Raw genomic sequence first — 13,022 nt, 5'->3', positions numbered from 1 at the left:
CACGTCGTGACCTTGCGCCTACATGACACCGCTGCTCGAGAGGTGCGCGACTTCGTGCCGCTGCACCCCGGCCGAGTGACGATCTATCTGTGTGGCGCAACCGTGCAGGGCGTTCCCCACATCGGTCACGTGCGCAGCGGCATCGCGTTCGACGTACTGCGCCGCTGGCTGGAGTACAAGGGCGACGACGTCCTGTTCGTCCGCAACGTCACCGACATCGACGACAAGATCCTGCGCAAGGCCGCCGAAGCGGAGCGACCCTGGTGGGAGTGGGCCGCGACGCACGAGCGCGAGTTCTCGAAGGCGTATGACGCGCTGGGCGTGCAACCACCGTCGGCCGAACCGCGCGCGACCGGCTTCGTGACGCAGATGGTCGAGTACATGGAGCGACTCATCGCGCGCGGACATGCCTACGCCTCGGACGGCAACGTCTACTTCGACGTCCGCAGCCTCCCCGATTACGGTGCGCTGTCGGGGCAGAAGCTCGACGACATGCATCAGGGCGAGAGTGCCGGCACCGGCAAACGCAACCCGCAGGACTTCACCCTATGGAAGGCCGCGAAACCGGGCGAGCCGTCGTGGCCGACGCCGTGGGGTCCTGGCCGGCCCGGCTGGCATCTCGAATGCTCGGCGATGGCGACGTCGTTGCTCGGTCCCGAGTTCGATATCCATTGCGGTGGAATGGATTTGATCTTCCCGCACCATGAGAACGAGATCGCGCAGGCGCACGGCGCAGGCGATCCGTTCGCTCGGTACTGGCTGCACAACGGCTGGGTCACCATGGGTGGCGAGAAGATGAGCAAGTCGCTCGGCAACGTCGTGGCGATCCCGGCGATGCTGCAGCGGGTGCGGGCCGTCGAACTGCGCTACTACCTCGGTAGTGCGCACTACCGGTCGATGCTCGAGTACTCCGACGGCGCGCTCACCGAGGCTGCCGCGGGATATCGGCGTATCGAATCGTTTGTGGGACGGGTTGTTTCGCGCGTGGGCCAGGTTGCCGTGGGGCAGGTGCATCCCGACTTCGCCGCGGCGCTCGACGACGACCTCGGCGTGCCCGCCGCGTTGGCGACGATCCACAACGTCGTGCGCGAGGGCAATACCGCTCTCGAGGCGGGCGACGGTGGCGCGGCTGTTGCCGCCGCCGAGTCCGTCCGCGCGATGATGGATGTGCTCGGCGTCGACCCTCTCGACGAGCATTGGTTGGAAGGCTCCGACGAGACCGATGCGATGTCGGCGCTCGATGTACTGGTGCATGCGGAACTCGGTCGGCGCGCACAGGCACGTGCCGACAAAGACTGGGCGACGGCCGACGCTGTGCGAGATCGCATGTCGGAGGCCGGTATCGAGGTCACCGACACTCCCGACGGCCCCACCTGGGCGCTCAAGGGCAAGTAAGCAATTCAAGCGGACGGGACGACAACGATGGCCGGAAACTCCAAACGCCGTGGCGCAGTGCGCAAATCGGGCAGCAAGAAGGGGCAGACCGTCGGCTCCGGTGGGCAGCGTCGACGCGGACTCGAAGGCCGTGGCGCGACACCCAAGGCCGTCGACCGTCCGTACCATGCCGCACACAAGAAGGCGAAGGCCGCCGGGAAAAGCGTTGCGGGAAGGCCGAATCCGCGTCGCAAAGACGACGGTCCGGAGTACGTGCTCGGCCGCAACCCGGTGCTGGAGTGTCTGCGCGCGGGCGTTCCCGCGACGGCCCTCTACATCGCGGTCAACAGCGAACCGGACGACCGCGTCGCCGAATCGGTGAAACTCGCGGCGGACAAGGGCATCGCGATCCTCGAGGTCGGCAAGCCGGAACTCGACCGCATGTCGGCCAACGGACTGCATCAGGGTGTCGCACTGCAGGTGCCCGAGTACCAGTACGCACATCCAGACGACCTGATGCGCGACGCCATGGAGTCGGGCACCCCGCCGCTTCTCGTCGCGCTCGACAACATCACCGACCCGCGCAATCTCGGCGCGGTGATCCGTTCGGTCGCCGCCTTCGGTGGGCACGGCGTGGTGATCCCGGCGCGCCGCAGCGCGAGTGTCACCGCGGTGGCGTGGCGGACCAGTGCCGGCGCAGCCGCGCGCCTACCGGTCGCGCAGGCACCGAACCTGACCCGCACGCTCAAGGAGTGGGCGGAGACCGGCGCGCAGATCGTCGGCCTCGACACCGAGGGCGACGTGACGCTCGACGACTACGACGGCACCGGGCCGACCGTGATCGTCGTCGGATCGGAGGGCAAGGGGTTGTCGCGGCTCGTGCGCGAGACGTGCGATTCGATCCTCTCGATCCCGATGGCAGGCGACGTCGAAAGCCTCAACGCGTCGGTCGCCGCGGGCGTGGTGCTCGCCGAGTTCGCGCGCCAGCGTCGTCAGCAGTAGCCCCCTGCCGGCAGGCGTCCCATCGGACCTGTGTGACCGTGGTTGCCCGACGTTCGTTAGGTTGAGGCAATGACGCTGATCGACACCATCGTGACCACGACCGACGGACTTGTCGGGGGTCTCAGGGGAAGACGCGCCCGACGCGGCACCATCAGCTGGAAGGGCATTCCGTTCGCAGCTCCGCCCGTCGGTGAGGGCCGTTTTCGCGACGCACAGCCGGTGGCGCCGTGGCCGGGTGTTCGCGACTGCACGGCATTCGGCAACGCCGCCATCCAGGAGCGTCGATTCACGGCGACGGGTCCGGGGCGCTACGTACCGACCAGCGAAGACTGCCTGACGCTCAACGTCTTCTCCCCCGAGGAGCAGTCGTCGACGCCGCGCCCGGTGATGGTCTTCATCCACGGCGGCGCCTACATCCTCGGCACCGCGGCGACGCCGCTGTACGACGGCGCGGCGCTCGCACGCGCGCAGGACGTCGTCGTCGTGACTGTGCAGTACCGCTTCGGGGCATTCGGAATGCTCGATTTCAGTGACTATTCGACGCCGGAACGCACCTTCGACGAGAACCCGGGACTGTCGGACATGCTCGCCGCGCTTCGCTGGGTACAGCGCAACATCGCGGCATTCGGCGGCGACCCGGACAACACGACGGTGTTCGGTGAGAGTGCGGGTGGATCGGCGGTCTTGACGCTGCTCGCGACCCCGGAAGCCAAGGGTTTGTTCGCGCGCGCGATCGCCGAGAGTCCCGCGCCGGAACTCGTCGTGAGCAAGCCGAGCGCGACAACGTTCGCCGACGAGTTCCTGCGCCTGCTGCGTGACCCGGAGCGTCGCACCGGAGACCCCGACGATGGCGAAGAGCCGATCGCCCCCGTCACCGCGCGTGAACTCCTCGACGGCGCGAGCCCCGAGCAGATCTTCCGGGCGAGCAATCGGCTGATGCGCTTCGCCGCCAGGGCGCAGACCCCGGAACCGGTACCGTTCGCGCCCGTCGCGGGCAGCGCGCTGCTGCCGAAACTACCGGTCGACGCGGCGCGAGCTGGCGAAACACACCCGGTTCCGCTGATCGTCGGCGGTAACCGGGACGAGGGCAAACTCTTCGAGAAGCTGTGGAACATGCTTCCCGACGCCGAGCGCATGCTCCTGCGCGTCGAGGACGAGGGTGCCCGCGAGCAGATCTCCGCGCTGTATGCGGGTCCGGGCGAACGGCTGCGACTGTCGGCCGACGCGACCTTCTGGGCGCCAGCGGTGGCCTTCGCCGACGGGCACAGTCGCGTCGCGCCTACCTACACCTACCGCTACGACTTCTTCACCAAGGTGCTCGGCAAGCTCGGCGTCGGAGCGACGCACGCGACCGAACTGTTCGCGGTGTTCGGTGCCTACCGCTCGGCTCTCGGTGCGCCGCTGAGCGTCGGGGACTGGCGTGCCGTCGCCCGCGTCACCGCAGACATGCAGTCGCGGTGGGGAACCTTCGCGCGCACCGGCGTCCCCGGCGACGACTGGCCGCGCTACTTCGAGGACGACCGCGAGATCCTGGTCATCGACCGGACCGATCGCGTCGAAGCCGATCCCGACGGCGAACGCAGACTCGCATGGCATCGGGGGACCGGCCTGATCGTCGACGGTGACCCGATCGAGTCAGAGTTCGACGCTGCTCGGGGGATCTGACGCCAGGTAGGTCAGCACCAGTGGGTTGAACAGGTGCGGTGACTCCAACGGGAGGATGTGGGTGCCGGGGAGAACGGCGAGCCGACCGTTGGGCAGGGTCGCTGCGAGGTCGACGGAGTGCTCGATACGAACGATTCCGCAGTCGGCCGCGATGACGAGGGTCGGGGCAGTCACCGCCGCGAAGTCGGTGCTCTCGAATTCCGGCTCGAAGCGCAGCATGGTGACCGTCTTGTCGAAGACGACGTCGGATTCCCCGCCGTCGTGTTCTCCGTCGTCGTGCAGAAAGCAGTCCCGAAGGCACGCGACGACCTTCTCGTCGCTCTCGTCGAGGCGGTCGGTCAGTGCGGAGACCGTGAGTCCGTGCCGGTTGACATAGCTACCCGTTGTCACGATCCGGGCCACGAGTTCGGGACGGCGTTGCGCGATCATCAGGGCGATGACGCCACCGTCGCTCCAGCCGACGATGTTCGCGGGGCCGCGCACGACATTCTCGAGGTAGGCGATGACCTGGTCGGCCATCGACGCGAAACTGTAGGGGCCGGGGCAGTCGGGGCTGTGGCCGTGACCGCTGCGCTCGGGTACGAACAGGCGAAGGCCCGCGTCGGTGAAGTCGCCGAACTGCGCACCCCAACTCGACGCCGACGAAAACGAGCCGTGCAATAGGACGGTGGGCGGACCCATCGGGTCGCCACCTTGAAAATGCCACAGCAGATCCCCGTTGATGTCGATGTAGCTTCCACCGTCGGCGCGGTCGCCGACACTCGGTGATGCACTGCGGAAATGTGCGTCGATCATCCGCTCGATTCTCCGGCCAACCCTCCCAGGCGGCGACAACTGCCGTTGGACATGCGGCCCATGCTTCCAGAAGCCGTGGAGCCTGTGGACACGGAATGGACTCGAAACTGCAACGGCAGCACACATGCGGCAGGTCACCCGTCCCAACGCTGACACGCTGATGTGTGTTCGTTGACAGTCGCATCTGCACAGCATTAACCTCAAACGTGCAAGTGCTTCCGGCCAGACGCATTGAGGCGAGATCGGTGGAGTTCCCGTCACGGGGGATTGGGTATGCAGAGTGGGCATGTGCCGTCGGATTGTTGTGATCGCCGCGGCACTGTGTGCAGTGCTGGCGTTATCCGGAGTCGGCGACGCGTTGGCAGCGCAGGGCGACACACCACCTCCACTGGGACTGCGATCGATCGGGGCGGCTCCCGACATCACCTTTGCGGGCCAGCAGGCCCAGGTCAGCGTCTCGATTCCAGTGCCACAGAACCTGACGCCGGACAAATTGAGCGGGTTTACCGACGTCCCGCCGTTCGTCACCGGCGGGACGGTCGACGTACTGCAGGGTGACCGGGTGATCTCGCGGACGCCGATCAATCCGGCGCCGAACTCGCCGATCGAGTTGCCGCTGGCGGGTGTTCGTGTGACCCGCAACGCCGCCGACATCACGTTGCGGGCCTATCTGACCGTGAGCGGAATCTGCCAGTTCGACCCGGACAACGCGTTCCACATCCGCGACACGACGCTCTCCTTCACCGGGCGCGAGGCGATCCCCCGAAGTGTCGCCGAATTCCTTCCCCCGATCCTGCGCAAACTCACGATCTTCGTCCCGCAGAACCCGACGAGTGCCGAGGCGTCGGCGGCCGTCGGTCTGGCGACGTCCGTCGCGTCGAACTACGGCACCGCCGACTTCGACATCGACGTCGCGTCACTGGGTGCGGGCTCGCTCGTGCCGAGCGGTCAACCGGATTCGCTCGAACGTCAGATCGTGATCAGCAGCGCGGCGCCCGCCGGGCTGAGCGTCGAGAATCAGAATGGCGCTGCCTATCTGGTGATCGGCGGTCAGGCCAACGAGCTGACCAACCAGGCGCGGGCTCTGACGTCGAATCTGTCGCCGATCGCGCAGAGTTCCTCCGCGGTCGCCGGTCCGCTGCACGACGCGCCGCAGCTGACTCCCGAGGTGCAGACGCTGGCCGATCTGGGTATCAACGATCAGATCGTCACGTCGTCGGCATGGCCGTCGATCACGCTCGGGATCGACCAGACGCGCCTTGGCAGGCCGTCGCAGGACATCCGTGTGCAACTCATCGGATCGGCGACACCGGCGGCGAACGGGTCGTCGCCGGTGGTGTCGGTACGGCTGGGGGATCGCGTCATCGCGACGATCAAGACCGATGACTCGGGTGCGTTCAACCAGTGGGTCGACCTGCCAAACGGTGCGTTGAGCAGGTACAACGGGCTGGTCGTCACGCTCGAACGGGGCGACGTCAAAGAGGGCTGCGGCAACGGGACCCGTGGGTCGCTGAGCGTCTCTGCGGCAGGCGAGATACGTAGCTCGCCCGCAGATCCGCCGATCCCCGCGGGGCTCGGATCGATGCCACAGTCACTGATGCCGCGCACGCAACTCGCGTGGACCAAGGGCGACGTCCCCGACGTCGCGCGCGCGGTCTCGATCATGACGACGATGCAGCGGTTGTCCGCGGTGCCGCTCGGCGTCGACGTGGTCTCGATGTCCGACGCCGCGTCGTCGACACAGCCTGCGGTGCTGATCGCCGCCGACGGACAGGGACTACCCGACGGCGTCGCGCTGCCGGTGACGCAGAAGTCGGGGACGGTCACCGTACGCTCGTCGTCCGGCGCCGAATCGAAGGTCACGCTGAATCCGCAGGTGCAGTTCGGGTCGCTGCAGGTGACGCGGTCCGACGACCGCAGCACGCTGGTCGCGACCTCGACCAACGACGCCGGTGACCTCGACGATCTACTGCGCTGGTTCTCCGACAACGCCTCGAACGCGACCGGCGACGCCGCGCTGAAGATCTCGGGCCGCGATCCGATCACGGTCGACGCCGACGCGGGTGCCCACGACGAGACGTCGAACAGTCATCCGCTGGGGTGGCTCGTCGTCGTGGCGGTGATCCTGGGAGCGGTGATCCTGTTCCTGATCGTCGCAGCAGGACTCAAGCTGCTGCGGCGTCGACACACCGGTGACGACAGCGCGCAATGACCGTCACCGAGGCACCCGCTGACTCCTCCGGCGCGTCGTCGGAGGAATCGCGGAGTGCGGGTAGGTCGATTGTCTCGCGGCTGCTCCTCAGGTGGCTGCTGCTGGTCGCGGCGACGGTTGTCGCCTACTGGCACAACATCGGGCAGTGGTACCGCGAGATCTTCGTATACGAGTCGGATCTCAGCTACATCCTCGTGGTGCTGGTCCTTGTCGCCATGGCCGCGTACGGGGTCACGCTGCGCCGCCACGAGGAGCGGGCGATCCGCGATCGTCAGACCGACATCATCGTCGGTGTCATCGTGATGCTGCTGTCGTTCTGCTTCGACGGCGCGCTGACCAACCGGTTCACCGGTTCGCTGTATCTGCTGACGCACCTCGACATCCTCGGCCTGCTGACGTTCTTCTTCGGCGGTTCGATCCTGATGTTCGGGCTGCGGCCGACGATGCGCTACCACTGGGTGTGGCTGTTCGGACTGGTGACGTTTCCGATCGTGTACCGGGTCGCGTTGCTGAGTATCGGTGGCAACGAGTTGTCCGCGGGTCTGGTGATGACGGTGTTCGGGGCGGTGGCCGCCGCAATCGCGATCGGTCGTGATCGACGGTCGGCCCTGATCGGCTTCATCGCGGCGGTCGTGCTCGGGGTCGTGATCGTCGTGGTTGTCCACGTCCTGCATCCCGACGCCCCGCTCTTCGCGTTTCAGGCACTCCCCGCGGTTGGCAGCGTCTTCGTCGTCGGGTTGATCGCGTACCTGCATCGCCGGCGGCACACGACGTCGCGTCCGTTCGACCGCCCGTTGTACGAGCCGGGCGTCGAGACGGTCAAGGCGGGTGCCATCTGCGTGCTTGTGGTCAGTGCTGTGATCACGCTGCTCCTGCCGTTTCAGCGAGTGGTGGCTACGCCGGTGACGACGATCGCGGGATTGTCGACACAGGCACCGTTGGCGGTGCCACCCGAGTGGCGCCAGGATGGGCCGACGGTGCGCTACGACTTCGCCCACAACCTTTACGGGCGCGGTGCGCAGTTGGCGCGACAGAATCTGATCCAGCGATCCGGGGATATCGCATTCGACAAGGAGTCCCGCCCGCGCAAGGTGGTCGTCGACACGATCGAAACGCTTTACCCGCTGCAGTTCGACCTCTACCCGCAGACCTTCACCTACGACCTGTTCGGTGACCGCTTCTCCGACTCTGTCAATGTGGTACTGCCGCACGGCATCCCAGCAGTTCTCGAGGTGATCCTCGATGACAAGAGGTACCTCACCTACACCCTGCTCACCTGGCTATGGGGCAACGGTACGCACGCGCAGCAGGTGTCGGTGTGGTCGGTCGACAACCACGAGCCGAACGCCTACTTCCCGCAACCCGACCTGACGATCGCGACGAATCTGCGTGCGCTGGTCGACATCACGTTGCGGGGCAACGCGGTGACCCGTGACGACCGCCCTGATTTCAAGGACCGGCAGCTGGTACTCGACGCCGGGCGCGACATCGTCAACGAACAACTGTCCGGCGTACGGCGGGAGGATCAGCCATGACCGAATCCGCTTCGGAGCAACCGACATTCGCCTCGCCTACCACCAAAGAAGAAGTGGACGAACTGCTTTCGGACGAGAAGTACCGCACTGCAGCGCTCGACGACGCGATCAACCGGCTGCGTAGCGAAGATCCGATGATGACCGCGTCTGTCGCGTTCAGTCGGACGCAGAAGATCATCGGTGCCGTCGTGGTCGCCGTCATCGTCGTCGGATTCGTGTTCTGGCCGGTCGGTACCGCGGCGACGCTGGTGTCGATCGCGACGGTGATCTACATCGTCTCGCTCATCGAGCGGCTCAACACATTTCGGCTGGGCCTGGTCAACGGTGCGATCCGGATCTCCGACGAGGCGGCGCGAGCGATAGCCGAAGACGACCTGCCGAAGTACACTGTGCTGGTTCCCGCATACGGTGAGCCGGAGGTCGTCGGACAGTTGATCGAGGCGATGGAATCGTTCGAATACCCGCAGGAGAAGCTGCAGGTGTTGCTGCTGCTCGAGGAGGACGACGCCCCGACGATCGAGGCCGCTCACGCCGTCGACTCGTCGCCCATCATCACCTCGGTGCTCACACCGCCCGGCGATCCGCGGACCAAACCAAAAGCCTGCAACTACGGATTGCATTTCGCCACAGGCGATATCGTCACCATCTTCGACGCAGAGGATCATCCCGACCCGCTCCAGTTGCGCAGGGTGGTGGCTACGTTTCGTGAACTCGACGACGATTCCGTCATCTGCGTGCAGGGCAAGCTGAGCTTCTACAACGTCACCGACAACGTTCTCACGCAATGGTTCACCGCCGACTACGGCATCTGGTTCGGCTACCTGTTGCCGGGACTGATGGTCAGCAAGGCGACGATTCCGTTGGGCGGGACGTCGAATCACTTCCGCAAGGACATGCTCATCGAGCTCGGTGCGTGGGATCCGTTCAACGTCACCGAGGACGCCGATCTCGGGGTGCGCATCGCAGGCGAGGGTTATCGCACCGCTGTGCTCGACTCGGTCACGCTCGAAGAAGCAAATGTGGATGGCATCAACTGGATTCGTCAGCGGTCGCGTTGGTACAAGGGCTACATGCAGACGTGGCTCGTGCATATGCGCAGGCCCCGGCGCCTCTTCCACTTCATGGGGCTGCTCGGGATGATTCGGTTCACCCTGCTGATCGCAGGCACTCCCTTTATCGCGTGTATGAACATGATCTTCTGGCTCATCCTGATCGTGTGGATCGCCGGGCACCCGGCGTTCGTCGCGCAGCTCTTCCCCGGGCCGATCTACTACCTGTCGCTGATCTCGTTCGTCATCGGTAACAGCGCGGCGATCTATATGACGCTCGTCGCGAATCGGGAGGACGACCGCGGCGAACTGCTCTGGTCGGGGCTCATCGTCCCGTTCTACTGGGTGATGATGAGTATCGCGGCGATCAAGGGCATGTGGCAGTTGCTGTTTCGGCCGTCGTACTGGGAGAAGACGGCCCACGGACTCACGTCCGACGCCAGTCCGTCTGACACGTCTGACGCTTCCGGTGCTTCTGACGCGTCGGCTTCGTCGGGTACGGCTTCGTCGACGCAGGCGGCTCAATGAGCCGTCGATCCGTCGCGCTGTGGCTCGTCGTGTGGCTGGCCTACCTGGCTTTCGGTGTGTACCTGGCAGTCGGCGTGCACGCCTACTTCGGCGACTCGTTGGCTCGCGTGCAAGCAGCGCAGAGCGTGCTGTTCAGTCGGGATCCGCACTTGGCCGCAATAGGATTCATCTTCACGCCCCTGACCGCGCTGGTGCAGCTACCGCTCACCGCGCTGTCGGTGTGGTGGCCGCAGATGACGACCGACGCGTTGTCGGCCGCGATCATGTCGTCGGCGTTCATGGCAGGCGCCGTGGTGCAGGTGTCTGGGGTGGCGCGCGATCGCGCACTACCCCCGGCGATGACCGTCATCGTGACGCTCGTGTTTGCGCTCAACCCCATGATCATCCTGTACGGGGCCAACGGGATGAGCGAGGCGCCGTACATCTTCTTTCTCGCGTGGGCCGTCCGACGGTTGATCCGGTGGGTCGACACCGATGACGTACACGAATTGATCGTCGCCGGAATCGCTCTCGGCCTCGCCTACCTCACGAGATACGACGGCGCGGTCGCAGCATTTGTCGCAGGGTGCTTTGTGGCATTCGTGACGTATCGACGTTCCGACAAGGCAGTCGGGCGCAGGCTGCGCGCGCAGCGGGCGCTGCTCGACGTCGTGCTCGTCGCGTCGCCGAGCCTGCTGGCGTTCATCGTCTGGGCCATCACGAGTTGGCTGATCACAGGCCAGGCGTTCGCACAGTTCACCTCGCAGTACGGAAACACCGCGATCATCGATCAGTCGGGTGGCACGGGCAGCGCGACCGGCATTGAGGCGCTGCGTTTCTCGATCACCGAACTACTTATCCTCGCGCCGCTGTACCTCGTGCTGTTCGTTCTCGTCGCGTGGGTGCGTATTCGCCGACACCGGCTGTACCCGCTCGCGGTACCGGTCCTGATCATCGGTGCCGTTGTTGCGTTTCAGGTACTGAGCTACGTCCGCGGAACCACTTTCGGATTCTTGCGCTTCTACATGACGATCATCCTGTTGGCCGCGGTGACCGCGCTGCTCGCCACCCCGGCGCGCCGCATCGAACCGTATCGTCGACTCGGACCGCGAGCGTCACTGCCGCAAGCGAATCCGCGCGCGGGACGAGGGTGGCGCTACGGTGTGATCGGCACTGTCGCGGTCCTCGCATTCGTGGTGGGACTCCCCGTCACTGCCGCCGGCATGACGTCGCCGAAGTATGCGCCGCAGGAGTTCGCATACCGCTCTGTCGTTGCGCCCAAACCCGATTCGACGGAGAAGCGCTACCTCGACGAAGCCCGAGTGTTGCGGTCGTTCTCGACTGAGCGGGCGCTCGCGGAGTACCTCGACTCGCTGCATCTGCCGGACGGCAGCGTGCTCACCGACACCGTCTACGGATTCGCGGTTGTCGTGCAGTCCCGACATCCGAAGCAGTTCGTGATTCCGTCGGATCAGGACTTCGACCAGATCTTGAACGAACCCGCTCGGTTCGGAGTGCGGTTTCTGCTCGCGGTGCCGCGAGCCGGGCGCGGGTCGTCGGACGCATTGAACATTCGATACCCCACGCTGTATGACAACGGCGATCAGATCTCAACACTCGTCCTCGAGGCCCGCAACCAGGGTGCCAACATGCCGAATTGGCGTGTGTACGAGGTGAATCCGCGGACGTCGTGAGTGCGTGTCAGGAGATTTCGCGTGCAACGACCTGCCAGGCGGGGTCGTCGTAGCCGATGTCGAACGTGCAGTCGTCGAGCCGCGGGTCGGGGACGAATGCCCACAGCAGGGCACCCGCGACCCCGACCGAGCGTAGCGACTCGTACTTGCTGGTGAACTGGCGTGCGCGACTGTCGAGTGGCAGACACGACCCGGCCTCGATCCCGATCTCGTTGACCACCAACGGTTTACCGAGTTTTCTTGCCTGGGTAAGGCGCGCAGGGAGATTGCTGCCACCCGGTGCGATCGCGCCGCCCGCGCTGTAGTCGTGGTAGTCGAGAACGTCGAGGCCGTGGGATGCGGCGACGCGCGCGTAATCGCCTCCCGTGAGCCCACATTGGTCGCCCCCGACGAAGCCTGCGAAGATCGGGTGCTTGGAGTCGATGGCCCTGATACGTTGGCCGATTTCGACGAAGAATGTTCGCAGAACCGCCGCGCCGTTGGCTGGACAGGTACGTGTCTGCCAGGCGCATCCCGTAGCTCCGCAGTTGCTCGTCTCGGGCTCTCCGACCGGCTCCCAGCCCGCGAGCGTCGGTTCGTCGTGCCAGCGTTTGATCGCAGTGGACAGCCAGTCGTCGAAGGTCATTGCCGCAGCGATTTCAGTTGTGCGCCAACCGCTCTGGTACCAGGAACGCTCTTTGAACTTCTCGTTCTCGCACGCGCCGGAGCTTCCGGTCAGCACCGGCAGGATCATCTGGTTGTGCCGCTTGGCTGCGGCGAAGACGGCGTCGAGCCGTGAAAAGTTGCTTCTGCCGGTCTTCTTGTCGACGATGAACGCCGAGTAGAGGTTGAACCGCGTCAGGGCCCGCGGTGGGAGCTTGCCGAAGTACTCGTCGAGATCGACCTGGGCGCCGCATCCGACATTGATCGCCCAATCGGTGCCGAGCTGGTAGCTGTTGAAACCTGCGGGAAACCAGGTGCGTCCGTCGAGTGTGAGCCCGGTTTCTGTCGTCGTCACCCTGCCTGCGAAGTCGTGGTGCGCCGAGGGTGCCGCCGACTCGTCGTCTAGCGTTCTGGGAGCAGGTTGGCCGCACGCGGCGGCGAAGACCATGACCAGCGCAGCGATCACGCAGAATCGGAGCGCGTGCCGGAAGGTCACGCCTCGAACCCTACTCCGCCGACTACCGTCGAAGCGGTGAGAACATTCCGG

At 65.5% G+C, this 13,022-nt stretch carries 9 protein-coding genes; 7 read left to right on the top strand and 2 right to left on the bottom strand.

The features are described 5' to 3' along the window. The first annotated feature begins 6 nt into the window (after window positions 1-6). From cysS to A5788_RS09495, 3 genes are all read left to right on the top strand, one after another. The gene (gene cysS / locus A5788_RS09505) at window positions 7-1,395 is read left to right on the top strand and encodes a cysteine--tRNA ligase (protein ID WP_064866578.1); all 1,389 of its coding nucleotides are present in this window, start codon (window positions 7-9) and stop codon (window positions 1,393-1,395) included. A 27-nt stretch (window positions 1,396-1,422) separates the two neighbouring features. Next, a complete protein-coding gene (gene rlmB / locus A5788_RS09500) occupies window positions 1,423-2,376 on the top strand; it encodes a 23S rRNA (guanosine(2251)-2'-O)-methyltransferase RlmB (protein WP_005204812.1) in 954 nt (317 codons plus the stop codon). 69 nt (window positions 2,377-2,445) lie between these two features. Further along, on the top strand, window positions 2,446-4,041 hold the full coding sequence (locus A5788_RS09495) for a carboxylesterase/lipase family protein (protein WP_064866576.1): 1,596 nt from the start codon (window positions 2,446-2,448) through the stop codon (window positions 4,039-4,041). Here the strand turns inward: A5788_RS09495 and A5788_RS09490 are convergent. Then, window positions 4,012-4,836 (bottom strand): alpha/beta fold hydrolase, encoded by an 825-nt coding sequence (locus tag A5788_RS09490; protein WP_064866574.1) that lies wholly within the window; start codon window positions 4,834-4,836, stop codon window positions 4,012-4,014. The genes A5788_RS09495 and A5788_RS09490 overlap by 30 nt on opposite strands. 286 nt (window positions 4,837-5,122) lie before the next feature. Between A5788_RS09490 and A5788_RS09485 the strand changes: the two genes are divergently transcribed. The 4 genes from A5788_RS09485 to A5788_RS09470 are packed head-to-tail and all read left to right on the top strand — an operon-like array spanning window position 5,123 to window position 11,833. Continuing rightward, window positions 5,123-7,048, top strand: a complete 1,926-nt coding sequence (locus tag A5788_RS09485) for a hypothetical protein (RefSeq protein WP_064866622.1) — start codon at window positions 5,123-5,125, stop codon at window positions 7,046-7,048. Beyond that, window positions 7,045-8,583: a hypothetical protein gene (locus A5788_RS09480; RefSeq protein ID WP_064866572.1), complete on the top strand. Its 1,539-nt coding sequence runs from the start codon at window positions 7,045-7,047 to the stop codon at window positions 8,581-8,583. Before A5788_RS09485 ends, A5788_RS09480 begins: the two co-directional genes overlap by 4 nt. After that, entirely contained in the window at window positions 8,580-10,160 is a 1,581-nt protein-coding gene (locus A5788_RS09475; RefSeq protein WP_064869432.1) for a glycosyltransferase, read from the top strand. The genes A5788_RS09480 and A5788_RS09475 overlap by 4 nt, the downstream gene beginning before the upstream one ends. Next, window positions 10,157-11,833 (top strand): ArnT family glycosyltransferase, encoded by a 1,677-nt coding sequence (locus tag A5788_RS09470; protein WP_064866568.1) that lies wholly within the window; start codon window positions 10,157-10,159, stop codon window positions 11,831-11,833. Before A5788_RS09475 ends, A5788_RS09470 begins: the two co-directional genes overlap by 4 nt. 7 nt (window positions 11,834-11,840) lie before the next feature. Here the strand turns inward: A5788_RS09470 and A5788_RS09465 are convergent, their stop codons facing one another. Then, window positions 11,841-12,971, bottom strand: a complete 1,131-nt coding sequence (locus tag A5788_RS09465) for a hypothetical protein (protein ID WP_064866566.1) — start codon at window positions 12,969-12,971, stop codon at window positions 11,841-11,843. Window positions 12,972-13,022 lie beyond the last annotated feature (51 nt).

The organism is Gordonia sp. 852002-50816_SCH5313054-c (assembly GCF_001665925.1).
GTDB classification, from domain to species: Bacteria; Actinomycetota; Actinomycetes; order Mycobacteriales; family Mycobacteriaceae; genus Gordonia; species Gordonia jacobaea.
The sequence above is the reverse complement of the archived record's forward strand: the minus strand, read 5'-3'. Positions and strand labels throughout refer to the sequence as shown.

Bases quoted from the DNA above. Each gene is read 5' to 3' on its own strand.
- rlmB (WP_005204812.1), top strand. From the start codon at position 1,423: ATGGCCGGAAACTCCAAACGCCGTGGCGCAGTGCGCAAATCGGGCAGC.
- A5788_RS09495 (WP_064866576.1), top strand. From the start codon at position 2,446: ATGACGCTGATCGACACCATCGTGACCACGACCGACGGACTTGTCGGG.
- A5788_RS09490 (WP_064866574.1), bottom strand. From the start codon at position 4,836: ATGATCGACGCACATTTCCGCAGTGCATCACCGAGTGTCGGCGACCGC.
- A5788_RS09485 (WP_064866622.1), top strand. From the start codon at position 5,123: ATGTGCCGTCGGATTGTTGTGATCGCCGCGGCACTGTGTGCAGTGCTG.
- A5788_RS09480 (WP_064866572.1), top strand. From the start codon at position 7,045: ATGACCGTCACCGAGGCACCCGCTGACTCCTCCGGCGCGTCGTCGGAG.
- A5788_RS09475 (WP_064869432.1), top strand. From the start codon at position 8,580: ATGACCGAATCCGCTTCGGAGCAACCGACATTCGCCTCGCCTACCACC.
- A5788_RS09470 (WP_064866568.1), top strand. From the start codon at position 10,157: ATGAGCCGTCGATCCGTCGCGCTGTGGCTCGTCGTGTGGCTGGCCTAC.